The following is a 26,229-nucleotide window of genomic DNA, read 5'->3' on the forward strand; positions in this document are numbered from 1 at the left end:
TCTCAGTCCGCGCGGCCCGCAAACTCGCCCGTGGTGGTGTTCACCAGTACGCGCTCGCCGTTGACGATGTACTCCGGCACCATGATCTCGATGCCGGTGCTGAGCTTGGCCGGCTTCGGGCGCTTGGTGGCGGTGCCGCCCTTCAGTTCCGGCGGGGTCTCGATCACTTCCAGCGCCACCGACTGCGGCAGCTGCAGGCCGATGGCCTGCTCGTCGATCACCTGCACGTAGTAGCCCTGCAGGTCCGGGATGATGTAGCCGGCGTTGTCACCCACCACGTCGGCATCGAGCGTGTACGGGGTGTAATCCTCGTCGTCGAGGAACACGAACGCATCGCCGTCCATGTACGAGAAGGTGGCCTGGCGGCGCACCAGGTCGACCTCGCGCAGCTCGTCGTCGGCGTCGAAGCTGGCGTCGAGCTTGTTGCCGCCCGGCACGCTGTACATGATGAAACGGAAGCGCACGTTGCCGCCGCGGCCCTGCGGCGAGCTGCGCTCGATGTCGCGGATCTGGTACACGCCGTTGTTGAACTCGACGACGTTGCCCTTCTTGACTTCAAAAGCCTTCATGGATTGCTCACTGGATCGTGTGACCCGGTCCTGTTCCTCCCCGGGGTCGGGGGGACCGGGGGAGGGTGGGAAAAGGGTTACTTCGGCGCCAGTCGGGTGGCACCGTCCAGGCGGATGGTCTCGCCGTTGAGGTAGGTGTTGCCCAGGATGTAGGCGACCAGGCTGGCGAAGTCTTCCGGCTGGCCCAGGCGCGACGGGAACGGGATCGAGGCGGCCAGCGACTGCTGCACCGACTCCGGCATGCCGTCCACCATCGGCGTCCAGAACACGCCCGGGGCGATGGTCATCACGCGGATGCCGAAGCGCGCCAGTTCACGTGCCATCGGCAGGGTCATGCCGACCACGCCGCCCTTGGACGCCGAATACGCGGCCTGGCCGATCTGGCCTTCGTAGGCGGCCACGGAGGCGGTGTTGATGATCACGCCGCGCTCGCCGTCCACGCCGGCTTCGTTGTCCTGCATCAGCGCTGCCGCAGCCTTGGCCACGTTGAAGCTGCCGACCAGGTTGACCATCACCGTGGTCTGGAACTGCGACAGCGGCATCGGGCCTTCCTTGCCGAGCACGCGGCCGGCACCGAGGATGCCCGCGCAGTTGACCGCCACGTTCAGGCCGCCGAGGAATTCCTTGGCGGCCGCGACGTTGGCGACGACGGTCTCCTCGTTGCTCACGTCGGTCTTCCAGAAACGCGCATTGGCCTCGCCCAGTGCGGCAACGGCGGCGGCGCCCTTGTCCTCGTTGACGTCGAACAGGGCGACCTTGCCGCCATTGGCGACCAGGTGCTGGGCCACGGCCAGGCCAAGGCCGGAGACGCCGCCGGTGATGACGGCGCGGACGGATGCAAGCTGCATGGGGGACCCCGGACTGGAAAACCGGCATTTTAACCGGCATGGAGTCCATGCGTCGCGAGGCGACGATGCGAACGCGACTGAGTCGTGCTTCGGTCCGGCCCGCCGCACGTGCCTTTCCTAGACTGGTCCCGTGGTCCACGGAAACGACCGACATCCATGAAAAGGGGGGGGCGCAATGGCCAAGGGAACTCGGGGTTGCAGGTCGCCATGGCGGCGAGGCTGGGCCCTCACGATGGCAGTTGCGCTGGCATTCGCCGGCACCGCCACCGCTGCCAATCCCCCCGGCTCCGCCGACCTGGAAGCAGGCCGGACGATCTTCGAGACTGTCTGTGCGGCCTGCCATGGCCCCAACGGCACGTTACCTGCGGACAGTCCGTTGCGGGCCACGATGAACCCGCCGCCGGCCGATCTGGCTGATCCGCTCTTCAACAGCCGCGAGCCCGCTCCCGACTGGGAAATGGTGGTCCGCCACGGCGGCCATTCCATGGGCCTGTCGGAACAGATGCCCGCGCAGGGCGGCGCCCTCAGCGAGGCGGATGTCCGCAACGTGGTGGCGTACGTCAAGACGCTGGCGGACACCTCCGACTATCCGCCGGGCGAACTGAATTTCTTCCTGCCCATCCGCACCAAGAAGGCGTTCCCCGAAGACGAGGTGGTGTGGAAGTCGCGTTACACCGACCGGCCCGGTCGCGACGAGTTCCGCAACGTGCTGGAAGTCGAGAAGCGCGTGGGCAAGCGTGGCCAGTGGCTGATGGAGGTCATCCACGCCGACAACGGCGTGGAAAGCGAGATCACCGAGGTCGAGGTGGGCTACAAGCACGTGCTGGCCTGGAACGCGCGCAAGGCGTCGATCCTCTCCGGCGCGGTGGTGGTCGCGTTCCCGACCGACGGCTCATCCGAGGCGCTGGCGCCGTACCTGGCGTGGGGCAGGCAGTGGTCGGACCGGTGGATCACCCAGGCCAGTGCGCGCACCACCGTGCCGTTCGACCATCCCGACGAAGGACAACTGGAACTGACCGCGGTGGCGCACTACAAATGGACGCCGTGGCCGCGCCGGGTGTTTGGGGCAATGGAACTGACCGCGACCACGCCCTTCCAGGACGATGGCGGGGACCGGGTGAAATTCAGCGCGGTGCCACAGGTGCGCATCGGCCTGACCCGTGGCGGGCACGTGGCGCTCAACCTGGGCGTCGAAGTGCCGCTCAGCGACCAGCCCTACGACTACCGCTTCCACCTGAACCTGCTCTGGGACTTCGCCGACGGCAGCTTCTTCAAGGGCTGGTAGCCCAGTCGAGTCCGGTCAACCCAGCACCATCAACGGGCTGCCATAGTGCTGGCGCAACTGGTACGCGGGCACGCCGCGCTGGAACAGGAAACCCTGGCCCACGCCCAGTCCCAGCCGCAGCAGGAACGCGCGCTGGGCCTCGGTTTCGATGCCTTCGGCGATAAGCTCCAGCCCCAGGCTGTGCGCAATGCCGGCCACCGCCTGGCACACGGCCACGTCCGAGTGGTTGTCCGGCACGCCCTGCACGAACAGCTGGCTCAGCTTGAGCCCGTGGATCGGCAGCCGGCGCAGGTAGTTGAGTGCGCTGTAACCTTCGCCGAAGTCGTCGATGGTCAGCACCACGCCCATGTCGCGCAGTTCGGCAAACGTGCTCAGGGTGTCGGGCTCGTCCTCGATCAGCACACGCTCGGTGAACTCCAGTTCCAGCGATGAGCCGGGCAGCTGCGACGAGGCCAGCGCCGAGCGCACGGTCCGCACCAGGTCCTCGCCCAGGAACTGGCGGTAGGACACGTTGACCGCCACGCGGTCCAACTGCATGCCCCCCGCGCGCCAGCGCGACAGCTGGCGACAGGCCTCGTGCAGCACCCAGCTGCCGATTTCGATGATGTCGCCGGTGGTTTCGGCGTGCTGGATGAACCGGTCGGGCGGCATCTCGCCCAGCGAACCGTTGCGCCAACGGATCAGCGCCTCGGCCGCCACCGTGCGACCGCTGGCGAGGTCGACCTGCGGCTGGTAGACCAGTTCGAACTCGTCGTTGTCCACCGCACGGCGCAGGTGCGTTTCCAGTTGCAGGCGCTCGACCTGCTGTTCGGCCAGTTCCGCGCTGAACACCTGCCACGCATTGCGGCCCCGGCGCTTGCTGTCGTACATGGCCACGTCCGCACTCTGGATCAGCTGCTGCGGGCGTTCGCCGTGTTCGGGCGACTGCGCGATGCCGATGCTGGCCGTGATGCTGAACTCCTCGCCGTCGACCCGGAAATTCTCCGAGAATGTCGTGAGGATGGACTGCGCCAGCCGCGCCGGGCGGGTGGCATCGTTGCCGAAGCGGCAGATGACCAGGAACTCGTCGCCGCCAAAGCGGACCACGCTGCCCTCATCGCCCACGGCACGCAGCAGTCGCCGCGCGGCGGATGCCAGCAGCCGGTCGCCGGCCGCATGGCCAAGTACGTCGTTGACGATCTTGAAGCGGTCAAGGTCGATGTAGAGCACGGCGACCCGATCTTCCACGCCCGGCGCCAGGAACTGCTCCAGGTCACCCAGGCCGGCATCGCGGTTGAGCAGCCCGGTCATCGGGTCGGTGCGCGCCTGCTCCCGCAGGGCTTCCTCGGCCAGCTTCGGCCCGGTGATGTCCTGCAACGTGCCCGTCAGTTGCACGCTGAGCGGAGTCGCCGCCAGGCGTTCGCCCATCAGCCTGATCCAGTACATCTCGCCGTCACTGCGCGTGCCCTGCAGATCGAGGTTGATGCCACGCCCGTCGCGGATGGCGTGCTCCAATGCGGCGCGCAGGCAGAGCGCGTCCGCGGGCGCGAGGGAATCGAGCAGGCCCTCGATGCCAGGTTGCACGGCATCGGCACCGACTGATGCGCAAAGCCTCGCCCGTCAGGTAAAGCAGGTTGCGTCCCGAATCCCATTCCCAGCCGCCGATTCGCGCCAACGCCTGTGCGCGGTCGAAGAGCGCGCTGTCGCGCTTGAGCGCGGTGACGTCGGAGAACAGCGACAGCACCTGCTGCACGCGGTCGGTCCCCGGCTCGAACTGTGGCACCGCCGTGACCGACAGCCACAACAGGCGCCTGTCCTGTCGATGGTAGAACCCCAGTACCGTACTCTCCACCTGTTGGCCCAGGCGCAGGGCGCGCGCGGCCGGACGTTCGTCGTTGGACAGGGCGTGGCCGTGCTCATCGACCACCAGCCAGTGCGCTTCCGAAAGCATTTCCTCGATCGGCTGGCCGACCTCGATGCCGAACAGCCGCATGGCCGCGGCATTGGCATGGATGACCTGTCCGGTCGCGTCGCGCACCAGGATGCCCTTGTCGATGGTCTCCATCAGCTCACGGTGGCGCGTCTCGGCGTCGCGGCGACCGCTGAGGTCGCGGGCCACCGCCACGATCAGCTTCCTGCCGTCCTGCTCGAAGGTCGCGGAGTGCACCTCCACCGGGAAGCGCGTGCCATCTGCGCGCATGTTGGTCACGTCCACCACGTACGTATCGCCGCGGCTTAGCGCCTCCCAGACCGGGCCCAGATGGTCGCGCGGGAGGTCGGGGTTGAGTACGTGGATCGGCTTGCCGACGATCTCCGAGCGCGAGCGACGGTAGGCATTCAGGCCCGCGCGATTGACGTCCAGGACAATGCCATCCCAGCCGATGATGCTGACCGGATCGGGGACCGCGTCGAACAGGGCCTGGTAGCGCCGCTGCGCGGCCATGGCGTGCTCTCCTGCGTGCACAAGCGCCTGACGCGCCTGTTCCAGCAGCCTGCGGATCCCCGGTGCGATGGCCGGATCGGCCAAGGTACCATCGATCGCGGCCAGCACTTCCACCGGCTCCGCGAACGGGCGCGGCGCTTCAGGGGTAGTCGGTGGCACGCGATGGCTCATTCGGCGGAGAGGGCCTTACCGACCTTGCTTTGGGTGTCGCGTCCCAGTATGCCTGCCAGCCAGCGGCCCGTTTCGGCGAGGGCCGGCAGGTCCACGCCGGTGGTGATGCCCAGGCCGTGCAGCATGTAGACGACGTCCTCGCTGGATACATTGCCGCTGGCGCCCTTGGCATACGGACAGCCTCCCGCGCCGGAGACGGCGGCGTCCACCACAGCCACGCCTTCCTCGAGGCAGGCGAGGATGTTGGCCAGCGCCTGGCCGTAGGTGTCGTGGAAGTGGATGGCGAGCGACGGCATAGGCACCTCGGCCGCCACGGCCTTCAGCATGGCGCGCGCCTTGGCGGGCGTGCCGACGCCGATGGTATCGCCCAGCGAGACTTCGTAGCAGCCCATGGCATGCAGCGCCTTGGCCACGCGCACCACGTCGGCCAGCGGCACGTCGCCCTGGTAGGGGCAGCCGAGCACGGTGGAGACGTAGCCGCGCACCTTCACCCCGTCGGCGCGGGCGCGCTCCATGACCGGGGCGAAGCGTGCCAGTGATTCGTCGATGCTCGCGTTGATGTTCCTGCGGTTGAACGCCTCGGACGCCGCGGTGAACACCGCCACTTCCTCCACGCCCACGCTGCGCGCGCGCTCGTAGCCCTGCTCATTGGGCACCAGCACCGGGTAGTGCACGCCGGGCTTGCGGGTGATGCCGGCAAACACGTCGGCGGCGTCGGCCATCTGCGGCACCCACTTGGGGCTGACGAAGGCGGTGGCCTCGATGCTCTGCAGGCCGGTGGCCGAAAGCCGGTCGATCAGCGTGATCTTGTCGGCGGTGGAGACCAGCGTCTTCTCGTTCTGCAGGCCGTCACGCGGACCCACTTCGACGATGCGCACGTGCGATGGCATGCCCATGTCAGGCCTCCAGCACGACGAGGGCGGTGTCGGCCTCGACGAAGTCGCCGCTGGCCGCGCGGACCTCGGCGACCTTGCCGGCGCGTGGGGCTTTAAGGCTCAACTCCATCTTCATCGCCTCGATCACCATCACCTCCTGGCCGGCTTCGACCTCATCGCCCGGCGCGGCCTTCACCACCACCACGCGCCCGGGCATCGGCGCCAGTACGCGGTCGGCGCCGCTGCCGCCCTGGCCCTGCTCGGAACGGTACATCGGCACCGGGTCCAGGCGCAAGCGCTGGACGCCGTCGTGCACCACCAGATGCGTGTCCTGCTCGATGACGTCGAAACGGCGCCCCTTGCCGTCGATGCGAAGACTCAGCATGTCGTTGGACAGGCGCGCGCCGGCGATGGCGTGCACGGTGCCTGCGTGTTCGATGCGGTACTCGCCGGCGCTGCCCTGGGCGAGCAGTTCGATGCGCTCGCCACGGTGCAGGAAGGCGAGGGCGCGGCGGCCGCCGTGGCCCAGGCGCCAGCCGTCGGCGATGGCCCAGGGCGAGGTGGGGTCGTTGGAGCCTGCAGCGGCGTCACGCGTGGCGCGCTCCTGCCCCAGCAGTTCGGCCACGGTGGCGGCCAGCAGCAGGTCGATATCGACGGTGTCGGCCACCGGCATGAACTCGTCCAGGTGGCGGTCCAGGTAGCCGGTGTCGATGGTCGCTTCCACGACCGCCGGGTGGCGCGACAAACGCTCGAGGAACTCGATGTTCGACTTCGGCCCGTTGATCTCACACTGCGCCAGCGCCGCGCGCAGGCGGGCGAGGGCGGCGGGACGGTCCGCATCCCACACGATCAGCTTGGCGATCATCGGGTCGTAGAAGATGGTGACCGTATCGCCTTCCACCACGCCCGAATCCAGGCGCACGTGCGCATCGGGCGTGGGCAGCTTCAGCCGGTCCAGCTTGCCCGAGCCGGGCAGGAAGCCGGCTTCCGGGTCTTCGGCGTACAGGCGCACTTCGATGGCGTGGCCGTTCTGCGCGATGGCGTCCTGCGCCAACGGCAGCGGCTCGCCGGCCGCCACGCGCAGTTGCCACTCCACCAGGTCCAGCCCGGTCACGAATTCCGTTACCGGATGCTCCACCTGCAGGCGGGTGTTGATCTCCATGAAGTAGAAGCCGCCGTCCTGGCCGACGATGAACTCCACCGTGCCGGCGTTGACGTAGTCGATCGCGCGCGCGGCCAGCACGGCAGCGGCCCCCATCGCCTCGCGCAGCTCAGGCGTCAGGAACGCCGACGGTGATTCCTCCAGCACCTTCTGGTAGCGGCGCTGCGCCGAGCATTCGCGCTCATTGAGGTGGATGGCATGGCCGTGGCTGTCGCCGAACACCTGGATCTCGATGTGGCGCGGCTTCTCGACGTAGCGCTCCAGCAGCACGCGATCGCGGCCGAAGGCGCCGGCGGCTTCGCGCTGGCAGCTCTCCAGGTGGGCCATGAACTCGCCGGAGTGGCGCACGATGCGCATGCCCTTGCCGCCGCCGCCATGCGCGGCCTTGATCATCAGCGGGTAGCCGATGGCGTCGGCCTCGCGTTGCAGCACGTCCGGCGACTGGTCCTCGCCGGTGTAGCCCGGCACCACCGGCACGCCGGCCGCGTGCATCAGCTCCTTCGCGCCGGCCTTGCTGCCCATCTTGCGCATCGACGCCGCCTTCGGGCCGATGAAGGCGATGCCCGCCGCTTCCACCGCATCGGCGAAGTCGGCGTTCTCGCTCAAAAAGCCGTAGCCCGGGTGGATGGCCTGCGCGCCGCTGCGCTTGGCCACCTCCAGGATCGCGTCGCCGCGCAGGTAGGACTCCTGCGGACGCGGACCGCCGATGTGGTACGCCTCGTCGGCCTGGCGGACGTGCTGGGCATTGGCGTCGGCATCGGAATACACCGCCACGGTGCGGATGCCGAGGCTGCGCGCGGTGCGGATCACGCGGCAGGCGATTTCCCCGCGGTTGGCAATCAGGATCTTGTCGAACATCAGGCGGTCGTCCAGTTCGGTTTGCGCTTGTCCAGGAACGCGGAAAGGCCTTCCTGGCCCTCCGGCGACACCCGCAGGCGGGCGATGAGGGCGGCGTTGTCGGCGTCGAGCGTATCGCGCGGGGCGCCTGCGGCGACGCGGCGTACCAAAGCCTTCGCCGACGCGGCCGCCACCGGACCGGCCTTCAGCAGCAGGTCGATCTGGCGAAGCACGGCATCGTCCAGGTCGTCGGCCGGCACCACCTGGTGCAGCAGGCCAATGCGCAGCGCCTCGGCCGCATCGAAGATCTCCGCCGTGGCGAACCAGCGCCGCGCCTCGCGAGCGCCAATGGCTTCGATCACATACGGCGAAATCACCGCCGGCAGCAGCCCCAGCTTGCTCTCGGTCAGGCCGAACTTCACCTCGGGCGTGCCGATGGCGATGTCGCAGCAGGCCACCAGGCCCACGCCGCCGCCGAACGCCGCGCCATGCACGCGTGCGATCGTCGGCTTGGGCAACTCGTCCAGCGTGCGCATCAGGCGGGCCAGGGCCAGCGAATCGGTACGGTTGTCGGCCTCGCTGGCGGCGGCCATGCCGCGCATCCAGTTGAGGTCCGCCCCGGCCGAGAACGACGCGCCATCACCCTCCAGCACCACCACGCGGACGCCCTCATCGTGGGCCAGATTGTCCAGCGCGCCGGTCAGCGCGGCGATCAGCGTGGCGTCGAAGGCGTTGTGCAGCGTCGGACGGTTCAGGCGCAGGCGCGCGACCGGTCCGTCTCGCAGGCTCAGCAGGGGGGCAGTCATGGTCGGGCGGTCCGTGCGAGGCAGGGCAAACGCAAATGATAGCCGGTGGGCCCGGACCACCGCCCCGGTACGGAAGGAAATGCTAGAATGAGAACAATTCCTATTTGTAGGATTGCCGCTTGAAGCTGTCCGAACTGCCACGGCGCACCATCGCGACGGTCGCCTCGGTCGATGACCAGGTCGTCAACGACCCCATCGCGCGCCGCCTGCGGGAGCTGGGCTTCGTCCCGGGCGAGCAGGTGGAGATCATGGCCGTGGGGCCCATCGCGGCCGAGCCGATGCTGGTGCAGGTGGGCTTTACCCGCTTCGCCCTGCGCCGCAGCGAGGCGGCGAGGATCACCGTGTGCGCGGGGACAGGCGCGGAGCCGGTACCGGCTCCGTCCCCGGCGGTCACGCGTGCCGCAGCCCCCAACGCCCAGCCCGAACCCGCGGACGTGGCCAGCGTTGCCACGGGGGAAAGCCTGGCAACGCGTCCGGATATCGTGGCGGGGCAGGACACCGCCATTGCCCTCGATCCGCAGGCGAGGGCATCGGCATGACCACCGCCGTCCAACGCATTGCCCTCGTTGGCAATCCCAACTGCGGCAAGACCGCGCTGTTCAACCTGCTCACCGGTAGCCGGCAGAAGGTGGCCAACTATGCCGGCGTCACGGTGGAGCGCAAGGAAGGCCGCTTCCACGCGCCGTCTGGACGGCAGTACGCCATCCTCGACCTGCCCGGCGCCTACAGCTTCCACGCCGCCAGCCTTGACGAGGCGGTGACCCGCGACCTGTGCCGTGGCTTCTACCCGGGCGAACCCGCCCCGGACGTGATCGTCTGCGTGGTCGACGCCACCAACCTGCGCCTGCACCTGCGTTTCGCGCTGGAAGTGCGCGAACTGGGCAGGCCCATGGTGCTGGCGGTCAACATGATGGACGCCGCGCGTCGCCGCGGCATCGACGTGGACCTGAAGGTACTGGAGCGCGAACTGGGCGTGCCGGTGGTGCCCACCGTGGCCGTGCAGCGCCAAGGCGCGCGCGAGCTGGTGGCGATGCTCGACGGCCTGTCCGAAGATCCTGCCGCGCCTACGGTCCGCCTGGCACAGGGCAGCGAGCTGGACAGCGACACCCTGCATGCCGAGACGCGTCGATTGCTGTCACTGGCCGTGGCCATGCCGCGGCGCACCGCCGAGATCGACGACGCGCTCGACCGCTGGCTGCTGCATCCCGTCTTCGGCCTGTTGACCCTGGCCGTGGTGATGTTCCTGATCTTCCAGGCGGTCTACGCCTGGGCCACGCCGTTGATGGACGGGATCGAGTTGCTGACCGCCAAGCTGGGCGAGTGGGCGGGGGCATACATGCCTGAAGGGCCGCTCAAGAGCCTGGTGGTGGATGGCATCATCGCCGGCCTCGGCGGGGTGATCGTGTTCCTGCCGCAGATCCTGATCCTGTTCGCCTTCATCCTGGCGCTGGAGGAATCGGGTTACCTGCCGCGCGCCGCGTTCCTGCTCGACCGGATGATGTCCGCGGCCGGGCTGTCCGGCCGTTCCTTCATCCCGCTGCTGTCCAGCTTCGCCTGCGCGGTGCCGGGGATCATGTCCACGCGTTCCATCCAGGACCCACGCGACCGCATGGCCACGATCCTGGTGGCGCCGCTGATGACGTGCTCGGCGCGCCTGCCGGTGTACGCACTGTTGATCGGTGCGTTCATCCCGCAGAAGCAGGTGTGGGGCGTGCTCAACCAGCAAGGCCTGGTGCTGTTCGGCCTGTATGCCGCGGGCGTGCTCAGCGCGCTGCTGGTGGCATGGGTGATGAAGAAGTGGCGGCGCGACAAGAGCGAGCATCCGCTGATGCTGGAGCTGCCGTCGTATCGCGTGCCGCACGCCCGCGACCTGCTGCTGGGGCTGTGGGAGCGCGCCGCGATCTTCCTCAAGCGCGTGGGCGGCATCATCCTGGCGATGACCATCCTGCTGTGGTTCCTGCTGACCTTCCCGGGTGCGCCGGAAGGGGCCACCGGGCCGGCCATCGATTACAGCTTCGCCGGCCGCATCGGCCATGCGATGACCGCGGTGTTCGCTCCGGTCGGCTTCAACTGGCAGATCTGCATCGCGCTGATACCGGGCATGGCCGCGCGCGAGGTCGTGGTCTCGTCGCTGGCCACCGTGTACGCCTTGTCGGCCACCGACGAGGACAGCGCCATCCAGGCGCTGAGCCCGATCATCAGCGACAGCTGGTCGCTGGCGACCGCGTTGTCGCTGCTGGTGTGGTTCATCTATGCGCCGCAGTGCATCTCCACGCTGGCCACCATCCGCCGCGAGACACATTCGTGGAAGCAGGTGGGCATCGCGGCCGGTTACCTCTTCGCCATGGCCTACCTGGCGTCGCTCGTCACCTACCAGGTGGCCGTGCTGCTGGGCGCGGGGTGACCGGCGTGGACGCCTCGCTGCTGGTGCAATACGTGGTCATCGCGCTGGCGGTGCTGCTGAGCGCGTGGTTCGTGGCGAAGCGACAGTTTCCCGGCGCCGTGCGCAAGGCACGGCTGGCGCTGGCGGTGCCGCTGGTGCGTGAGGGGCGGCCCGGATGGATGCGCCGGCTGGGCAAGCGCATCGCGCCGCGAGTGGTGGGGGGCGGCAGCAGTTGCGGTGGCTGCGACGGCTGCGATTGAACGCAGACGGGTTGGCGCTGGGCCACCGGCCTCACGTCGCCTGCCACGCGTGAGCGTCCAACTTTCCATTGCGTGAAAAGAAAGAGGCCCGCTTGCGCGGGCCTCCATCTGGCTTTCGCCTCGCCGCAAGGCGATTACTTCTTGACTTCTTCCGCGGCGGCGTCGGCCTTGTCGGCCACGTTCTGGGCGGCGTCAGCGGTGGCCTGGGCAGCATCGGCCGTGGCGGCGGCAGCGCCCGCAGCGGCGTCGGCACCGGCGGCGGCAGCGGCGTCGGCAGCACCTTCCACGGCGGCGCCCACTTCGGCAGCGGCTTCGCCGGTGGCGGCGGCAGCGGCTTCGGTGCTCTCGGTGGCGGCAGCGGCGGCGGCGTCAGCAGCCTGCTCGGTGGCGGCGGCGGCTTCGGCGGCCTCGTTCTGCGCGGTGGCGGTTTCGTTCTTGCAGGCGGTCAGGGCCAGGGCGGCGGCGACCAGGGCAACGTAGATCTTGGTGTTCATGGGTGTGCTCCAGAGAAAGGTGGGCAAGGATACATCTCGTCCGCCATCGCACCGTGAAGGAAGTCCCTTGTCCGGGCAGCCGACGCACTAACGCGCCGCCGGTACGCCGGCGACCCGGCCAAATGTAACGGGAACTGGCGGGCGGGTACAGACCGGGGCAGGCGAGCCGGAGCGTGCGGCGCAGTCGCTCCGATACCCGCTTGGGTGCGCCACACGCCTGGAGCCGCCCTTCCGACGCACTGCCGTCTGGAATTACATGCGGAACACGCCGAAACGCGTGCGGTCATCGATCGGAGCGTTGAGCGAGGCCGACAACCCCAAGCCCAGTACCCGGCGTGTGTCCGCCGGATCGATGATGCCGTCGTCCCACAGGCGCGCGGTGGCGTAGTACGGATTGCCCTGGGTTTCGTATTGTTCGCGGATCGGCGCCTTGAACGCTTCCTCCTCCTCCGGCGTCCACACCTTGCCGGTGGCCTCGATGCCGTCGCGGCGCACCGTGGCCAGCACGCTGGCCGCCTGCTCGCCGCCCATCACGCTGATGCGTGCGTTGGGCCACATCCACAGGAAGCGCGCGCCGTAGGCGCGGCCGCACATCGCATAGTTGCCGGCACCAAAGCTGCCGCCGATCACCACGGTGAACTTGGGCACGTGGCTGCACGCCACCGCGGTCACCATCTTCGCCCCGTCCTTGGCGATGCCGGCCTGCTCGTACTTCTTGCCGACCATGAAGCCGGTGATGTTCTGCAGGAACACCAGCGGGATGCCGCGCTGGTTGCACAGCTCGATGAAGTGCGCGCCCTTGAGTGCGCTCTCGGCGAACAGGATGCCGTTGTTGGCCACGATGCCCACCGGATACCCGTGCAGGTGCGCGAAGCCGGTGACCAGGGTCTTGCCGTAGCGCGCCTTGAACTCCTGGAAGTCGCTGCCGTCGACCACGCGCGCGATGACCTCGCGGATGTCGAACGGGCGGCGGGTGTCCTTGGGCACGATGCCGTAGAGCTCCTCGGCGGCGTAGAGCGGCTCACGGACCGGCTGCACGGCGACCGGCAGTGTCTTCTTGCGGTTGAGCGTGCCGACGATGTCACGCGCGATCTGCAGCGCGTGGCGGTCGTCCTCGGCGAAGTGGTCGGCTACGCCGGAGATGCTGGTGTGCACGTCGGCGCCGCCCAGGGTTTCGGCGTCCACCACCTCGCCGGTGGCGGCCTTCACCAGCGGCGGGCCGCCGAGGAAGATGGTGCCCTGTTCCTTGACGATGATGCTCTCGTCGCACATGGCCGGCACGTACGCACCGCCCGCGGTGCACGAGCCCATGACCACGGCGATCTGCGGGATGTTTTCCGCGCTCAGCCGCGCCTGGTTGTAGAAGATGCGGCCGAAGTGCTCCTTGTCCGGGAATACCTCGTCCTGCAGCGGCAGGAACGCGCCGCCGGAGTCGACCAGGTACACGCACGGCAACTGGTTCTCGCGTGCCACTTCCTGTGCACGCAGGTGCTTCTTCACCGTCATCGGGAAGTAGGTGCCGCCCTTGACCGTGGCGTCGTTGGCCACGATCACGACTTCCTGGCCCATCACGCGGCCGATGCCGCACACCATGCCGGCGGCCGGCGCGGCGTCGTCGTACATGCCTTCGGCGGCCAGCGGCGCGATCTCCAGGAACGGCGAGCCGGGGTCGAGCAGCGCGGTGATCCGGTCGCGCGCCAGCAGTTTGCCCCGCTCGGTGTGCCGGGTGCGGGCCTTGTCACCGCCGCCACCCGCCGCGCGGGCCAGCCGGGCGTCCAGTTCGTCCACCAGCGCGCGGTGATAGGCCACGTTGGCCTGGAAGTCCTGCGAGCGGGTATCGAGCTGGGAGGTCAGTGCGGGCATCTTGGTGGTGCGTCCGTGTAAGGCGCGCATCAAACCACAAAGCAGCGCCAGGGGCCAAGGTTCGCGGGCGTTCGGACACGCAATGCCGTGCGGGCCGAGGGGCGTCGAATGGTCGCGGAAGTGAGTGAAAAAAAGAGGCCCGCTTTCGCGGGCCCCTTTTCGTGCAACAGGCGTAGAGCCTATTACTGCTTGGCTTCTTCGGCCGGAGCGGCAGCGGCGTCGGCAGCCGGGGCAGCAGCGTCGGCGGCCGGAGCAGCGGCGTCGGCAGCGGCAGCGGCGGCGTCGCCAGCAGTGGCCTCGGCGGCCGGAGCGGCGGCATCGGCCGGAGCGGCAGCGGCGTCAGCAGCCGGGGCCTCGACGGCAGCGGCGTCAGCAGCCGGGGCGGCTTCAACGGCAGCGGCCTCTTCCTTCTTGCAGGCGGTCAGGGCGAGGGCAGCGGCAACCAGGGCAACGTAGAGCTTGGTGTTCATGGAAATCTCCGGAAAGATGGACTGTAACGATGAGGTGTTGGAAAGCGGTACAACGTGTCGACCCGCGCCATGAACAAGGGAAACCCCCTATTCATAAATGTCGTCGAGCCAACGAAAAGCCGCTGGCGCACCAGCGGCTTCTCCAACCGTCAGGCCGCGAGCGGCCCTGGGGTCTGATTACTGCTTGGCGGCTTCTTCAGCGCCTTCCTTAGCCTGCTCAGCGGCGTCAGCGGCCTGCTCAGCGGTGTCGGCAGCGGCGTCGGCAGCGCCGGCGTCGGTGGCGGTGGTGGCAGCGTCAGCGGCGGTGGCAGCGGCGTCGGCCGAAGCGGCAGCGGCGTCAGCCGAGGCAGCGGCGGCGTCAGCGGCAGCGGCGTCGCCGGTGGCGGCGGCGTCGGCAGCAGCGGTGGCAGCCTCGGCGGAAGCGTCGGCAGCCTCGGCGGCCGAATCAGCAGCCTGCTGCTGGTTCGAGCAGGCAGCCAAGGCAAAACCCAGGGCCAGGGCGAGCAGCGCCTTGTTCATGGTCATGATGCGGTTTCCTCGTCAATAAATAGGGCAACGCGCAAAATGCGCGCCGTGTACATGATGACAAGCCGGAGAACGCTGTCAAGGCGTTGACCGGCTTTTTTTGGTTAAGACGTCGTTATATCTAATGTCAGCCGATGAATGGGCGTTTCTCAGGCCAGTTCGACGGCGATCGCGGTGGCCTCGCCACCGCCGATGCACAGCGATGCCACGCCCCGCTTGGCGCCGCGCTGGCGCAGTGCATTGAGCAGGGTGACCACCAGTCGGGCACCGCTGGCGCCGATGGGATGGCCCAGCGCCACCGCGCCGCCGTGCACGTTGACTTTGTCGCGCGGGATGCCCAGGTCCTTGATCGGGGCCATGGCCACGCACGAGAACGCCTCGTTGATCTCGAACAGGTCCACGTCGGCCACGGTCCAGCCGGCCTTCTGCAGCACCTTCTGGATGGCGGTCACCGGGGCGGTGGTGAACCATTCCGGTGCCTGCGAATGGGTGGCGTGGGCCACGATGCGCGCCAGCGGCTTCAGGCCGCGCTCGGCCGCTTCGTCGGCGGACATCAGCACGGTGGCGGCAGCGCCGTCGGAAATCTTGGAGGACGAGGCGGCGGTCAGCACGCCGTCCTTGCCGAAGGCTGCGCGCAGGGTCGGGATCTTGGTGGTGTCGATCTTGCCCGGTTCCTCGTCGGAGTCGACCACCACGTCGCCCTTGCGGCCCTTGACGGTGACCGGGACGATCTCGTCCTTGAACGCACCGCTGGCCTGTGCGGCCTGCGCCAGCTTAACGCTCTCGGTGGAGTAGGCGTCCAGTGCCTCGCGGTCGAACTTGTACTCGGCACACGCCATGTCGCCGAAGACGCCCATCGCCTTGCCCTGGTACGGGTCGGTCAGGCCGTCAAACGCCATGTGGTCGATGAACTCGGCGCTGCCGTAGCGGATGCCGTTGCGCGAGCCGTTGAGCAGGTGTGGTGCGTTGGTCATCGACTCCATGCCGCCGGCAACGACGACGTTGGCCGAGCCGGCCTTGATGATGTCGTGGGCCAGCATGATCGCCTTCATGCCCGAGCCGCACACCTTGTTGATGGTGGTGCAGCCGGCCGAGGCCGGGATGTTGGCCCCCAGCGAAGCCTGGCGCGCCGGCGCCTGGCCCAGGCCGGCCGGCAGCACGCAGCCCATGATGACTTCGTCCACCTGGTCGGCGGCGAGGCCCGCGTGTCCAAGCGCGCCGGTAATGGCGGCCGTGCCCAGCACCGGGGTCGCGACGCCGTTGAACTGGCCGAGGAAGGAACCGATGGCGGTGCGCTTGGCACCGACGATGACGATGTCGGACATGGACTGCTCCAGTGGGGGCCGGCGGTTTGCCGGGACACCCCGATTATCGCGCCGGTTGTTGCGCTGCCGCAAATCCGCACCCGTTCAGGCGGGCGCGGCGTTCCGGCGCCTCAGCTGTGGCCGTTGAACAGCTCGCGGCCGATCAGCATGCGGCGGATCTCATTGGTGCCCGCGCCGATCTCGTACAGTTTGGCGTCGCGCAGCAGGCGACCGGTCGGGAATTCGTTGATGTAGCCGTTGCCGCCCAGGGTCTGGATGGCCTCCAGCGTGACCTGCACGGCCGACTCGGAGGCGTGCAGCAGGCAGCTGGCCGCATCCACGCGGCTATTGTAGCCACTGTCGTAGTCGCGCGCGACCTGGTAGGCGAACGCACGGCTGGACTGCAGCTTCGTGTACATGTCGGCGATCTTGCCCTGCATCAGGCCGAAGGTGCCGATGGCCGCGTCGAACTGCTTGCGCTCGCGGGTGTAGGGCAGGGCGATGTCCAGTGCGGCCTGCATCAGGCCGATGGGGCCGCCGGACAGCACCAGGCGCTCGGTGTTGAGGCCGCTCATCAGCACCGTCACGCCCTGGTTGATCTCGCCCAGCACGTTCTCGGCGGGGATCTCGCAGTTGTCGAACACCAGCTCGCAGGTGTTGGAGCCGCGCATGCCCAGCTTGTCCAGCTTCTGCGCGGTGCTGAAACCCTTCATGCCCTTCTCGACGATGAAGGCGGTCATGCACTTGCTGCCCGCGTCCTTGCCGGCGGTGCGCATGTAGACCACCAGCACGTCGGCCTCGGGGCCGTTGGTGATCCACATCTTGTTGCCGTTGGCTACCCAGACGTCGCCCTTCAACTCGGCGCGGCACGACATCGAGCCGACCACGTCGGAACCGGCGCCCGGTTCGCTCATCGCCAGCGCGCCCTTCCACTCGCCCATGCACAGCTTGGGCAGGTACTTGTGGCGCTGCGCCTCGTTGCCGTTGGCGTAGAGGTTGTTGACGCACAGGTTGGAGTGCGCGCCGTACGACAGGCCCACCGAGCCCGACGCGCGCGACATCTCCTCCATCGCCACAAGGTGGGCCAGGTAGCCCATACCGCTGCCGCCGTACTCGCCCGGCACGGTCATGCCCAGCAACCCCATCTCGCCCAGCTTGGGCCACAGGTCCTGCGGGAACCAGTTGTCGTGGTCGATCTGTTCGGCGCGCGGCGCGATCTCGGCCTCGGCGAAACGGCGGACCGCATCGCGCAGCGCATCGATCTCTTCACCCAGCGGGAAAGGGCGCATGACTACTCCTGGCAACGTTTTGGCGCCGAAGCCTATCGACGCTCGAAATGGGAGGCTCGGGCCTCATGCCCCAGCCGGACAGCACGACGGGGCACTGGGCCCCGTCGTATTCTTGCTCTTCAGCGCGTCAGTGCACCTGACGTGGATCAGTTGCCGCCGCGGATGCGACCCTTGAAGCGGGTCTGGCCACGGCCCAGCGGCAGCTTGAGCTTGCCGATGGCGGCGATGCGCTCCTCGCCCAGGCGGTCGGCGGCCTGGTAGGTCGGCACGCCGTCGCGCTCGGCGATCTCGTAGATGCGGTGCAGGTTGTGGTAGATGGTGCGCATCATGCGCATCGCGCGCTCGCGGTTGTAGCCCTCGAGCTCCAGCGCCACGTTCATCACGCCACCCGCGTTGACCGCGTAGTCCGGCGCGTACAGGATGCCGCGCCTCTGCACCTCGTCACCGATGGCGTTGTTGGCCAGCTGGTTGTTGGCCGCGCCGCAGATGACCTTGACCTTCAGGCGGGGCAGGGTCTGCTCGTTCACGGTGCCACCCAGCGCGCACGGGCTGTACACGTCGGCCGGCACGTCGTAGATCTCGTCCAGACCCACGGCCTCGGCGCCGTACTCGGACACGGCCTTGTCCACCAGCGACTGGTTGATGTCGGTGACGAAGATCTTCGCGCCGCGCTCCTTGAGCAGCTTCACGTATTCCATGCCCACGTGGCCCAGGCCCTGCACGGCGTAGCTGTACTTGCCCACTTCCTCGTCGCCGAAGCGCTTGTTGAGGGTTGCCATCAGGCCCTGCAGGGCGCCGTAGGCGGTGAACGGCGACGGGTCGCCCGAACCACCGTGCACCTGGTGCACGCCGGTCACGAACTCGGTCTCGCGGTACACGTATTCCATGTCGTTGACGTCGATGCCGACGTCCTCGGCGGTGATGTAACGGCCGCCCAGCGAGTCCACGAACTGGCCGAAGGCGCGGAACAGCGCTTCGGACTTGTCCTTGGCCGGGTCGCCGATGATCACGGCCTTGCCGCCGCCGATGTTCAGGCCGGCCACCGCATTCTTGTAGGTCATGCCGCGCGACAGGCGCAGCACGTCGTTCAACGCTTCCTGCTCGGACTTGTACGGCCACATGCGGGTGCCGCCCAGCGCGGGGCCCAGCACGGTGTTGTGGATGGCGATAATCGCCTTCAGGCCCGCGTCCTTGTTGTGGCAGAACACGACCTGTTCGTGGCCGTAGGTGTCCAGGGTCTCGAAAATCATCAGGTGCTCCGGATTGGCGTGGGGAATGCGCGGTAGGCGCCACGCCAACTGTGCGTTTAAGTCGTTGAATCGGTGAGGATTCGCCTCTGCGGCCGGGATAACAGGCCCGCCGCAGGGGGCATAGTCTACGCCAATCGGCGAATACGGTTACGAATGCAACCGGTTCATGCGGGTGGGGTCGGCCGTCCCGGCTTCAGAACGTCCGGTAACGCCGCTCGCGCAGCCACAACGTGGCCAGCCATTTCTCTCCCGCCAGCACCGGCGCGCCCGCGTGCAGCGACGCAGGATCGGGGTTGCCTGCGTCGTCGGTGTTGCGGAACGCCACCGCGCGGCCCACGCGCGGTTCCACCACCCGGTTGGCCTCGGGGAAGGCCGTGCCGCCGCCGGATTCCACGTCGCACAGGTAGGTGCACAGCGTGGTCGCGCGCTGGCCCGCCTGCGGCCGGTCGCCGGCCAGCGTCTGCGGGGGCAGGTAATCGCGGTGCGGGCGGTATTCCTGGCCGGGCAGGTAGCGCAGCAGCACCATCTGTTCGGCATGGGTGAAGTCGATGCCGATCGCCGCGGCCATGCGCAACTGCAGCAGGCGCAGCGGGAAGTCCTCGATCATGTCGTTGAACGTGGCGTCGAAGGCGGTCCGCACCGGGTGCTCCAGCCATTCGCCGGTGCGCGGGTCGACCACCCGCGCGCGCTTGAGCCATGGCGCGCCCATCAGCATCACATAGCGGCATTCCTCGGGCGTGAGCAGGCCTTCGAGCGTGGCCACGCGCGGGGACTGGCTGAGCACCTGTGGCATCGGCGCTTGCAGGCTGGGTTCCAGATTGAGCTGCAACGGCCGGCTGGGGCCGTCGACGGGCACGGGGCCGGGCACCGCCGGGATTGCCGGCATGCCCGCCTGCGCCACCAGCGCCTGCCATGCGGCCAGTTCGCCACCAGCCGTCATCTCGCCGTGGCGCACGCGTTCCAGCAGCAGGCTGGCGCTGATCGGATCGCCCGCGCGCGCGGCCTGTTCCAGCAGTGTGCGCGACTGGCGCATGGCCGCGGGGTTGTCGGTGTCGCCGCCAAAGTACATCGCCAGTGCACGCATCGCCGACACGTCGCCGCCCTTGGCGGCCAGCAGCAGGCGCTGGCCCATGCGCAGGAAGTCGCGGTCCATGACGATGCCGCCCAGCGCGATGTTGGCCAGCAGCGCCGCCGCGCCCGCTGCGCCCCCGCGCTCGGCGCGCTCCAGCCCGGTCATCGCAGCCAACGGGTCCGCGTCGCAGGCCACGCCATACAACTGCATGCGTGCGTACTCCACCTGCGCGGCCAGGTGGTTTCGCTCGGCCGCACGGCGGTAAAGGTCGAAGGCTTCCGCGGCGGCGTCGACGTCGGTGGCCAGCAGCATGCGCGCAAGCTGGAACTGCGCGTTGGGCGCGCCGCCGGCAGCATTGGCGCGCAGGGTCTGCAGGTCGGGCAGGGCGGTTGTGCTCATGCGGTCAGGGTACCCGTGGCGGACCGGCGGCACTATCCCGCCATGCCCCGTCCATGCGGGCGTGGGCCTGCAACGGGAACCGGTGGGGGCCCGCGACGTGGCCGGCAACGCGGTTCAGGCGTCCGTGATCCCCGCGCACTCGGCGCAGTGCAGGCTGCCCACCCGGTATTGGTAGCGGCTGGGCGCGCCGGCGGCGATTTCCCCATGGCAACCGTCACAGACAGCGTCGATTTCCAGACGCTGCACGCTCAGGTTGTGCAGGGGCTGCTCCACGCCGCCGATGATCATGCCCCGGGGGGCGCCCTTGACCATCTCGGTGCGGAACTGCTCGTGCAGCGCCAGCCAACGGCGGATCAGGTCTGGTGCCAGCCCGGCCTCGCGCAGCACCGATTCGAACAGGGCCTCCCGGTAGTCAAACAGTTCATCGGAGATGACCATCCAGTGGTGCGCGTTGTACGGGTTCAGGCCGAAGTACGCCTTGTTCCCATTGAACAGGTTGGACAGGAACTCGTACTGCTTCTGGACCGCCCAGTCGCGCGTGACATTGTGGAAGAACGGCGACAGGCGCGGATCTTCGTACGCGCGCGCGTAGAACGCCTCCAGCAGGCGGGTCAGCCCCGGTCCCTGTTCCAGTGCCGCCCACAGTTCCGGGTCAGCTGGCATGCCGGCCACTTTCTCCGCGTCGCGGGGGCGCGGCGAATGGGTGAACTCGAACGGATCGGCCAGGATCCGCTCACGCGGAATGTCCGCAAGTATCGCCGCCACGCGTGCGTCCTCCACCATGGCTGGCAGTCCGCAGAGAAGCAGGGCATGTTCCTCAAGACGGGGCCGGTTTTCCAGCGCATGGGTGACGATGCGGCCGTGGGCCGCACCGGGTGTGCGCTCGCCACTTACGCAGGGGCGGTAGTGGAAGTTCGGGTGCTGCTGGGCCAGGGTTCGCAGTTCTGCATCCAGATACAGGTCGCCAGCGTCACCCACCCCGTGGTGGAACTCGATCGGCGCGGCATGCCCCTGCGCCAACGCATCCCGCGCGACGGCCATGAGCGCCCCGGCTCCCACGCCGGTCGCCAGCATCAGCAGCGGACGACCGCGCAAGTCGTCGCGATCGTGGCATCCGCCATGGGGGCCACGCAGGTACATGCGCTCCCCGATGCGCGCCTGCTCACACAGCCACGTGCTCATTTCCCCCCGCCTTCGAACGTGGATGCGGAAGGAAAAGTCGTCCTCGGGACGGCTGGCAATGGAGTACGGGCGTGCCAGGTTGTCCCCGCGGATCAGGTAAACGTGCTGTCCGCCACGGAACTCCAGCATGCGCAGCGGCGCCAGATCCAAGGCGTAGGTGTCCTTCGCCAGTTGCGTGCGCGCCAGCAACTCAACCTGCTGGAGCCGCTGGTTGGGATCGGGGCGCGCCAACTTCACGTCGCCACGCGGTACCGATACGCAGCACAGCACATGACTGCCCTGGGTAAGGGATGCATCCACCTCGCGCAGCGTGTCGACGCTGCCGTCCAGCAGGCGGAGTTGGCAGCAGCCACAACTGCCTTTGCGGCAGGAGTGGGTGATGTCCGCCCCCTGGCGCAGAAGGGCATCAAGCAAGGTCTCGCCGGGCGCAGCCGAGAACACCTTGCCTTGGTACTCCAGTCGACTCATGCGATGCCCTTCCCGCTGGCCACGATGCCGGGAAAAGCCTCGGCGACGGCCTGCGCGCAGGTCTTGCTGTGCCCCAACACCATGCCGAGGCGGGCGTCACGCTCGGCGACCACGGCCAGCAGCAACAACGAGTTGCTGCGCGCCACGCTGCAGATCACCAGCTTCCCCTCGGTGCCCTCGATCAGGATGTGGTCCAGCGGACCGGCGGTCAGTTCGCGAAGGAACGTCTGGCCCAACGCCACCGTTGAGCTCACCATGGCGGCCATCTTGCCCTCTTCCCACCTGCGATTGCGATTTCGCATGAGGAACGGACGCCCGTCGCGCATTGCCAGCATGGCCGCGAGAATGCCGTCGCTGGCCACCAGGTGATCCAGGGCGGACGCGCAGCGGCTGCGGTCCGGTTCCAGCGTCGTGCCGACCCTGTTGTCCATCAACTGCATGCTGTCGCCCCTTGGGGTTGCCGCACGATGGCATGCTCCAGTTGCAGGAACAGCAGTTCGAACGTGCGGACCACGTCCGCCCTCCGACGCGCGTCCACCACGATGACCGGTGCCACGAGGCGGTGTGATTGCAGCAATTCCAGGCATTGCCTCTGGATTGCCTGCGCATCGCCCGTGCATCGGTTGACGGCGATGACGCACGGCAACCGGCGCAACTCGTCGGCGTACGTGGAAAGCGTGTCCTCCAGCCCCTGGAGACTCCCACTGCTTGCATCCACGAGGACCGCAGCGCCCAGCAGCCCCTCGCGCACCACGTCGAACATGAAGCGGAACCGGGCTTGCCCGGGTAGGCCATACAGCAGCAGCCGGCCCTGGTCTCCCAGGCACAACTCACCGTAGTCCAGCGCGACGGTGGTGGTGTCCTTGCGCAGCCGAAGTTCATCGGTGCACTCCACGTCCGTGCTCGCAGGCTCGATGTCGCTCACTGCGGCAATGCAGGTCGTCTTGCCTGCCCCAGGTTCGCCTATGAAGACAATCTTGTGCACGTTGGTCATCGAGAAAACCCGAGTAAATGGCCGACCCGCTCCGACAGCCCTTTCCAGCGCCCTTGGGCGCGCACGACAGGAGCCGCGGCCAAACGCTGGCGTTCGACCAGTCCCTGTCGATCGAGCATCGCAATGCAGCGGCCAATGTCGACGGGCGTCAGGCCGGTGCACTGCGCGATTTCATCCATCGAGGCGCTGGATCGGCTCAGGGCGGCAAGCACGCGACGCCAGCTGGGGGGCCAGCGCTCGAAGTCCAGCGGCCAGCCCAGCAGGACATACCGGTCATCGACCTGACCTGCGTCAAGGACGTCCTGTGTCCGCGCCGCCCCCGCCGCGTCGGTGGTGGGTATGAACTCGCTGAAAACAGCAAGCAGTTCCGCCGCCCGTGGAGGCCGGTGGATGGTGCCGACAGGGTGGGCCCGCGGACGCAGGGCGCACCCCACGAGGGGCACGGTGGGCACCTGTGGCGGCGCCCACCCGGCATCCAGATTGACCAGCAACAGGTCGGCCTCGCCATGGGTCACCACCTGCCATGGATGCTTCAGGTGCTTGCGCAGCAACTCACAGAGCGAGCGGAGCGCCTTCACTTCATCATCGTTGAAGTTGGGGCACAGGATGCGACGCGGTTGCAGAACGGTGGTGGAGGCCATGGTCGATTGCGCGAGATAGCGTTATGGCGTCGGGATGTCAGTTCGCAGCGGCTTCACAATGCGTCATCGCCGCGCGCGCCCGCACCAGTACCATGCCGATGTTCGCGGCGATGCGGCTTACGAACACGCCCGCGTGGTCGGGGTTGCGCTTGGAGCGAACGTACACGTGGATCAGGTTGCTGCTGAACACCACGATCTCATTGAAGTAGTGGTGGTTGCGGCCCGTGATGCCGCGCGACTTGTCGAAAAGCCGCTCGATCTCAACGACGTTCTTTCCCTGGAAAAGATCGGCCGTGGCAGCGGCGACCAGGTCGAGCACTTCGCCCGGGTGCGAATCGACTGTCTTCACGCCCAGCAACATTCCGCTGATCATGTCGACGTAACCGGTTGCCACGCACTCGGGGATTTCCGACTGGGCTACCGCAAGAGCCTTATCCAACGACATTTGACCTCTCCTCGCTACTGCCTGGTATGTGCCAACCGCGGATTCGGTCGGCGAACTCGTTTACGAAGCGCTGTTGCGCATCGCTCTGTATTGCCAATGGATTGGCGCGTCGCACCTTGGCGATCGCAACCTCTGGCTCGTCCCCGAACCATGTCAGGACCAGTGCGAGGGCGGTCCCCGTGCGGCCCAGCCCAGCCCGACAGTGGAACGCCACCGCCTGGTTGTCGCGGATTGGCTGCTCCGCCCGACGGCACAGGTCGACCGCCTGGTTGAAGCTGGGGGGCGCCATGTCGTTCACGGGAATGTGCAGGTGCGCGATGCCGTACTCGCGCGCCTCCGTGACCGCGTATTCGCACCGCTCCTCAAGGCAGATCAGCGAGCGCACATCGGCCTCGGCCAGGCGGTCGTACTGTGTTTTCGCATCGACGATCAGCCCTGGTCGGCTCATCCCGCACAAAAGGCCCGGAACCACCCACCAGATCCCGTCCTGGATGACGGCCCTGTCGGTTGGCAGGTTGCAGTTGCCGGTTGCCACGTATGTCCTTCCTGCGTCGGTGGCCGGCGCCGCGAAGAAGTCGGCGCTGGGCGCAATTTCCTGGATTCGTCCTCCCGCCAGCAGCGCCGTGTATCCGCCCAGGGAAAGGCATTCCTGGCGGTTGTGCGTGGCCGCCACCACCATGTGGCGGCAGGCGAGGTCATGAAGACGTCTGCATAGACGTTCGCCGTGCTCCTCGGATAACCCGGCGCCAGGTTCGTCGACCAGGACCAATGGGGTTTCGAAGTGCAGGGCGGCCAGTACGGCGAGCAGGCGCCGGAGTGAACGATCCAGCCCAGCGCAGGGCTGGTCGAGCAGTCGGATCACCTCGTCCAGGCCGTGGGCCTGTAGCCACGCTGGCAGTTCGTCCAGGCGCATCCGCAAAAAGTGGGTCAGTGCGTCGGCGAGCGGCTCCGCCCCGGCCAGCTGAAGATGCTGCGGCACCAAGGTGGCGCGGGCGTTGGGTCCGCCCACGTCCTCTCCATCGAGAAGCGCGGTCCCCATTCGAGTGATGTTGCCGTTGTCGCGGGAGGCCATTGCTGACAGCAGCGACGACTTGCCGGCGCCACCTGGCCCGATCAGGAAAAGCATCCCCGGACTTTCAACCGACAACGTTGTGTCCCGGACCACCGGGCTCCCTTGTCGATAAACGCTGAAGCGCTGCAAGACAAGCATCCATCCCCCATACGACCTGCGTGCTGCGCCTTGCCTGGAGCCGCGACAACCGTCCTGCCGGAAATTTCGCGACGCTCCAAGCGAAGGCGATTGTTATCGGGGACCGTGGGGGACGGGTATAGGGGAGTCCCCGGGGTGCGGAGTCCCGAGGCAATCTGGCCTTACTCGATGCTATCGTTCGCGGCTTGCAAGGTGAGATGCAGGTCGCATGAGCCGCAGTAACCATCATCTGCCCGCGATCGTCGGGCCCACCGGCATGGACGAGAACACGTGGTCGCCCGCAACGATGGTGATTTCATCGCGCAGCAGCCTGCTCGAGGCGGGCTTGCTGACGTTGCTTCCGGAGGTGCCGCAACTCAGGCACATCGCAAGCACCAGTGACGCTCCAGGAACGGTACACCTGCTGTTGCAGCACAAGCCGGACGTGCTCCTGCTCGATCATGACCTGGCTGCCGACGTGCATGGCCACGCTGCGGTAAATGGAGCGGATTTTTCCGGGCACAGTCCCCGCGTGCTGTTGCTGTCGACCCGGCATCATGTCGGTATGCAGTCTGGCTGCGGCGAGCGTTGTGCGTGCGGATTCGTGCGCGACCGGTCGCCGCTGCGGCACATACGCTCCGCGATGCGTATCATCGGAGGCTGCGGCGCCTCGCGATTGGGCGACGGTTATTGCAGCAGCTGCCCCCTGCGTCAGTCGGTGATGCTGCCCAAGCTTCCGTTGTCCGAACGCGAGTACCAGGTCTTCGATCACATCGGCCGGGAACACGGGAACCTGCAGATGTCCCGCGAATTAAGATTGAGCGTCAAGACCATCGAGTCGCATCGCGAAAGCATCAAGCAGAAGCTTGGGCTCGGCTCGGCCGGGGCGCTGCGGGAGGCGGCCATGGCATGGCACCGCGGCGACTACGTGTTGAAGCCGGATTCCATTGCAAGATCCGCCCAGGGGAACGCTACTCCAGCATCGGCGAAACCCCGACGCTAGGGGCGCCCTCCGCGTTGCGTGGC

Annotated in this window: 25 protein-coding genes and 1 pseudogene; 5 read left to right on the forward strand and 21 right to left on the reverse strand. The window is 67.8% G+C overall.

The genetic code is table 11. The features are described 5' to 3' along the window. Positions 1–2: 2 nt before the first annotated feature. Together yeiP and IP93_RS06175 are read right to left on the reverse strand one after the other, a co-directional pair. Entirely contained in the window at positions 3–569 is a 567-nt protein-coding gene (yeiP, locus tag IP93_RS06170; RefSeq protein WP_144813325.1) for an elongation factor P-like protein YeiP, read from the reverse strand. A 77-nt stretch (positions 570–646) separates the two neighbouring features. Then, on the reverse strand, positions 647–1,417 hold the full coding sequence (locus IP93_RS06175) for an SDR family NAD(P)-dependent oxidoreductase (RefSeq protein ID WP_144813327.1): 771 nt from the start codon (positions 1,415–1,417) through the stop codon (positions 647–649). A 232-nt stretch (positions 1,418–1,649) separates the two neighbouring features. Between IP93_RS06175 and IP93_RS06180 the strand changes: the two genes are divergently transcribed. Further along, positions 1,650–2,702, forward strand: coding sequence for a c-type cytochrome (locus tag IP93_RS06180; protein WP_158636285.1), 1,053 nt, complete (start codon positions 1,650–1,652; stop codon positions 2,700–2,702). A 15-nt stretch (positions 2,703–2,717) separates the two neighbouring features. Here IP93_RS06180 and IP93_RS15850 read toward each other — a convergent pair whose 3' ends face one another. The 5 genes from IP93_RS15850 to IP93_RS06200 are packed head-to-tail and all read right to left on the reverse strand — an operon-like array spanning position 2,718 to position 8,975. After that, positions 2,718–4,127, reverse strand: coding sequence for a putative bifunctional diguanylate cyclase/phosphodiesterase (locus IP93_RS15850; protein WP_338419409.1), 1,410 nt, complete (start codon positions 4,125–4,127; stop codon positions 2,718–2,720). A 7-nt stretch (positions 4,128–4,134) separates the two neighbouring features. Continuing rightward, positions 4,135–5,283, reverse strand: coding sequence for a PAS domain-containing protein (locus IP93_RS15855; RefSeq protein ID WP_242006771.1), 1,149 nt, complete (start codon positions 5,281–5,283; stop codon positions 4,135–4,137). A gap of 8 nt (positions 5,284–5,291) precedes the next feature. After that, positions 5,292–6,185 (reverse strand): hydroxymethylglutaryl-CoA lyase, encoded by an 894-nt coding sequence (locus IP93_RS06190; protein WP_144813678.1) that lies wholly within the window; start codon positions 6,183–6,185, stop codon positions 5,292–5,294. A 7-nt stretch (positions 6,186–6,192) separates the two neighbouring features. Beyond that, positions 6,193–8,190, reverse strand: coding sequence for an acetyl/propionyl/methylcrotonyl-CoA carboxylase subunit alpha (locus IP93_RS06195; RefSeq protein WP_144813332.1), 1,998 nt, complete (start codon positions 8,188–8,190; stop codon positions 6,193–6,195). Next, positions 8,190–8,975: an enoyl-CoA hydratase-related protein gene (locus IP93_RS06200; protein WP_144813335.1), complete on the reverse strand. Its 786-nt coding sequence runs from the start codon at positions 8,973–8,975 to the stop codon at positions 8,190–8,192. The genes IP93_RS06195 and IP93_RS06200 overlap by 1 nt, the downstream gene beginning before the upstream one ends. A gap of 119 nt (positions 8,976–9,094) precedes the next feature. Between IP93_RS06200 and IP93_RS15860 the strand changes: the two are divergent. The 3 genes and pseudogenes from IP93_RS15860 to IP93_RS06215 all read left to right on the forward strand — a co-directional run. Next, positions 9,095–9,319, forward strand: a pseudogene (locus tag IP93_RS15860) (FeoA family protein); the annotation flags it as partial. A 191-nt stretch (positions 9,320–9,510) separates the two neighbouring features. Further along, the gene (gene feoB, locus IP93_RS06210) at positions 9,511–11,379 is read left to right on the forward strand and encodes a ferrous iron transport protein B (RefSeq protein ID WP_144813340.1); all 1,869 of its coding nucleotides are present in this window, start codon (positions 9,511–9,513) and stop codon (positions 11,377–11,379) included. A 5-nt stretch (positions 11,380–11,384) separates the two neighbouring features. After that, complete coding sequence (locus IP93_RS06215; protein ID WP_144813343.1) at positions 11,385–11,618, forward strand: DUF6587 family protein; 234 nt, start codon at positions 11,385–11,387, stop codon at positions 11,616–11,618. Positions 11,619–11,752: 134 nt separating this feature from the next. Here IP93_RS06215 and IP93_RS06220 read toward each other — a convergent pair whose 3' ends face one another. The 14 genes from IP93_RS06220 to IP93_RS06285 form a co-directional block, all read right to left on the reverse strand. Beyond that, positions 11,753–12,112, reverse strand: coding sequence for a hypothetical protein (locus IP93_RS06220; protein ID WP_144813346.1), 360 nt, complete (start codon positions 12,110–12,112; stop codon positions 11,753–11,755). A gap of 252 nt (positions 12,113–12,364) precedes the next feature. After that, the gene (locus IP93_RS06225; RefSeq protein ID WP_144813349.1) at positions 12,365–13,975 is read right to left on the reverse strand and encodes a carboxyl transferase domain-containing protein; all 1,611 of its coding nucleotides are present in this window, start codon (positions 13,973–13,975) and stop codon (positions 12,365–12,367) included. 182 nt (positions 13,976–14,157) lie between these two features. Continuing rightward, a complete protein-coding gene (locus IP93_RS06230; RefSeq protein WP_144813352.1) occupies positions 14,158–14,445 on the reverse strand; it encodes a hypothetical protein in 288 nt (95 codons plus the stop codon). A gap of 177 nt (positions 14,446–14,622) precedes the next feature. Continuing rightward, on the reverse strand, positions 14,623–14,970 hold the full coding sequence (locus IP93_RS06235; protein ID WP_144813353.1) for a hypothetical protein: 348 nt from the start codon (positions 14,968–14,970) through the stop codon (positions 14,623–14,625). 149 nt (positions 14,971–15,119) lie between these two features. After that, on the reverse strand, positions 15,120–16,295 hold the full coding sequence (locus IP93_RS06240) for a thiolase family protein (RefSeq protein ID WP_144813356.1): 1,176 nt from the start codon (positions 16,293–16,295) through the stop codon (positions 15,120–15,122). Positions 16,296–16,405: 110 nt separating this feature from the next. After that, positions 16,406–17,563 (reverse strand): isovaleryl-CoA dehydrogenase, encoded by a 1,158-nt coding sequence (locus tag IP93_RS06245; protein ID WP_144813359.1) that lies wholly within the window; start codon positions 17,561–17,563, stop codon positions 16,406–16,408. Positions 17,564–17,709: 146 nt separating this feature from the next. Further along, entirely contained in the window at positions 17,710–18,813 is a 1,104-nt protein-coding gene (locus tag IP93_RS06250) for a Glu/Leu/Phe/Val dehydrogenase dimerization domain-containing protein (RefSeq protein ID WP_144813362.1), read from the reverse strand. A 193-nt stretch (positions 18,814–19,006) separates the two neighbouring features. Continuing rightward, the gene (locus IP93_RS06255) at positions 19,007–20,284 is read right to left on the reverse strand and encodes a 2OG-Fe(II) oxygenase (RefSeq protein WP_144813364.1); all 1,278 of its coding nucleotides are present in this window, start codon (positions 20,282–20,284) and stop codon (positions 19,007–19,009) included. Between the two features lie 114 nt (positions 20,285–20,398). Continuing rightward, a complete protein-coding gene (locus IP93_RS06260) occupies positions 20,399–21,934 on the reverse strand; it encodes a 2Fe-2S iron-sulfur cluster-binding protein (protein ID WP_144813367.1) in 1,536 nt (511 codons plus the stop codon). Then, complete coding sequence (locus tag IP93_RS06265) at positions 21,931–22,365, reverse strand: roadblock/LC7 domain-containing protein (protein ID WP_144813369.1); 435 nt, start codon at positions 22,363–22,365, stop codon at positions 21,931–21,933. Before IP93_RS06265 ends, IP93_RS06260 begins: the two co-directional genes overlap by 4 nt. Then, the gene (locus IP93_RS06270) at positions 22,365–22,928 is read right to left on the reverse strand and encodes a GTP-binding protein (RefSeq protein ID WP_144813371.1); all 564 of its coding nucleotides are present in this window, start codon (positions 22,926–22,928) and stop codon (positions 22,365–22,367) included. Before IP93_RS06270 ends, IP93_RS06265 begins: the two co-directional genes overlap by 1 nt. Next, positions 22,925–23,569, reverse strand: coding sequence for a MarR family transcriptional regulator (locus IP93_RS06275; protein ID WP_144813374.1), 645 nt, complete (start codon positions 23,567–23,569; stop codon positions 22,925–22,927). Before IP93_RS06275 ends, IP93_RS06270 begins: the two co-directional genes overlap by 4 nt. A gap of 37 nt (positions 23,570–23,606) precedes the next feature. Continuing rightward, the gene (locus IP93_RS06280; protein WP_144813377.1) at positions 23,607–24,014 is read right to left on the reverse strand and encodes a hypothetical protein; all 408 of its coding nucleotides are present in this window, start codon (positions 24,012–24,014) and stop codon (positions 23,607–23,609) included. Then, positions 24,001–25,224 carry a phosphatase domain-containing putative toxin gene (locus IP93_RS06285; RefSeq protein WP_144813380.1) on the reverse strand — a complete coding sequence of 408 codons (1,224 nt, stop codon included), beginning with the start codon at positions 25,222–25,224 and terminating at the stop codon, positions 24,001–24,003. Before IP93_RS06285 ends, IP93_RS06280 begins: the two co-directional genes overlap by 14 nt. Positions 25,225–25,432: 208 nt before the next feature. On the opposite strand from IP93_RS06285, the gene IP93_RS06290 reads away from it, so the two are divergent. Further along, the gene (locus IP93_RS06290; protein ID WP_144813383.1) at positions 25,433–26,206 is read left to right on the forward strand and encodes a helix-turn-helix transcriptional regulator; all 774 of its coding nucleotides are present in this window, start codon (positions 25,433–25,435) and stop codon (positions 26,204–26,206) included. The last annotated feature ends 23 nt before the right edge of the window (positions 26,207–26,229 follow it).

Source organism: Aerolutibacter ruishenii (assembly GCF_007830115.1).
GTDB classification, from domain to species: Bacteria; Pseudomonadota; Gammaproteobacteria; order Xanthomonadales; family Xanthomonadaceae; genus Aerolutibacter; species Aerolutibacter ruishenii.

Coding starts and splice junctions, on each gene's coding strand:
- yeiP (WP_144813325.1), bottom strand. CDS start 569: ATGAAGGCTTTTGAAGTCAAGAAGGGCAACGTCGTCGAGTTCAACAAC.
- IP93_RS06230 (WP_144813352.1), bottom strand. CDS start 14,445: ATGAACACCAAGCTCTACGTTGCCCTGGTTGCCGCTGCCCTCGCCCTG.
- IP93_RS06270 (WP_144813371.1), bottom strand. CDS start 22,928: ATGACCAACGTGCACAAGATTGTCTTCATAGGCGAACCTGGGGCAGGC.
- IP93_RS06195 (WP_144813332.1), bottom strand. CDS start 8,190: ATGTTCGACAAGATCCTGATTGCCAACCGCGGGGAAATCGCCTGCCGC.
- IP93_RS15850 (WP_338419409.1), bottom strand. CDS start 4,127: ATGTACTGGATCAGGCTGATGGGCGAACGCCTGGCGGCGACTCCGCTC.
- IP93_RS06175 (WP_144813327.1), bottom strand. CDS start 1,417: ATGCAGCTTGCATCCGTCCGCGCCGTCATCACCGGCGGCGTCTCCGGC.
- IP93_RS06280 (WP_144813377.1), bottom strand. CDS start 24,014: ATGTCGTTGGATAAGGCTCTTGCGGTAGCCCAGTCGGAAATCCCCGAG.
- IP93_RS06245 (WP_144813359.1), bottom strand. CDS start 17,563: ATGCGCCCTTTCCCGCTGGGTGAAGAGATCGATGCGCTGCGCGATGCG.
- IP93_RS06235 (WP_144813353.1), bottom strand. CDS start 14,970: ATGACCATGAACAAGGCGCTGCTCGCCCTGGCCCTGGGTTTTGCCTTG.
- IP93_RS06240 (WP_144813356.1), bottom strand. CDS start 16,295: ATGTCCGACATCGTCATCGTCGGTGCCAAGCGCACCGCCATCGGTTCC.
- IP93_RS06220 (WP_144813346.1), bottom strand. CDS start 12,112: ATGAACACCAAGATCTACGTTGCCCTGGTCGCCGCCGCCCTGGCCCTG.
- IP93_RS06200 (WP_144813335.1), bottom strand. CDS start 8,975: ATGACTGCCCCCCTGCTGAGCCTGCGAGACGGACCGGTCGCGCGCCTG.
- IP93_RS06225 (WP_144813349.1), bottom strand. CDS start 13,975: ATGCCCGCACTGACCTCCCAGCTCGATACCCGCTCGCAGGACTTCCAG.
- IP93_RS06255 (WP_144813364.1), bottom strand. CDS start 20,284: ATGAGCACAACCGCCCTGCCCGACCTGCAGACCCTGCGCGCCAATGCT.
- IP93_RS06180 (WP_158636285.1), top strand. CDS start 1,650: ATGGCAGTTGCGCTGGCATTCGCCGGCACCGCCACCGCTGCCAATCCC.
- IP93_RS06190 (WP_144813678.1), bottom strand. CDS start 6,185: ATGCCATCGCACGTGCGCATCGTCGAAGTGGGTCCGCGTGACGGCCTG.
- feoB (WP_144813340.1), top strand. CDS start 9,511: ATGACCACCGCCGTCCAACGCATTGCCCTCGTTGGCAATCCCAACTGC.
- IP93_RS06265 (WP_144813369.1), bottom strand. CDS start 22,365: ATGGACAACAGGGTCGGCACGACGCTGGAACCGGACCGCAGCCGCTGC.
- IP93_RS06285 (WP_144813380.1), bottom strand. CDS start 25,224: ATGCTTGTCTTGCAGCGCTTCAGCGTTTATCGACAAGGGAGCCCGGTG.
- IP93_RS06250 (WP_144813362.1), bottom strand. CDS start 18,813: ATGATTTTCGAGACCCTGGACACCTACGGCCACGAACAGGTCGTGTTC.
- IP93_RS06260 (WP_144813367.1), bottom strand. CDS start 21,934: ATGAGTCGACTGGAGTACCAAGGCAAGGTGTTCTCGGCTGCGCCCGGC.
- IP93_RS06275 (WP_144813374.1), bottom strand. CDS start 23,569: ATGGCCTCCACCACCGTTCTGCAACCGCGTCGCATCCTGTGCCCCAAC.
- IP93_RS06290 (WP_144813383.1), top strand. CDS start 25,433: ATGAGCCGCAGTAACCATCATCTGCCCGCGATCGTCGGGCCCACCGGC.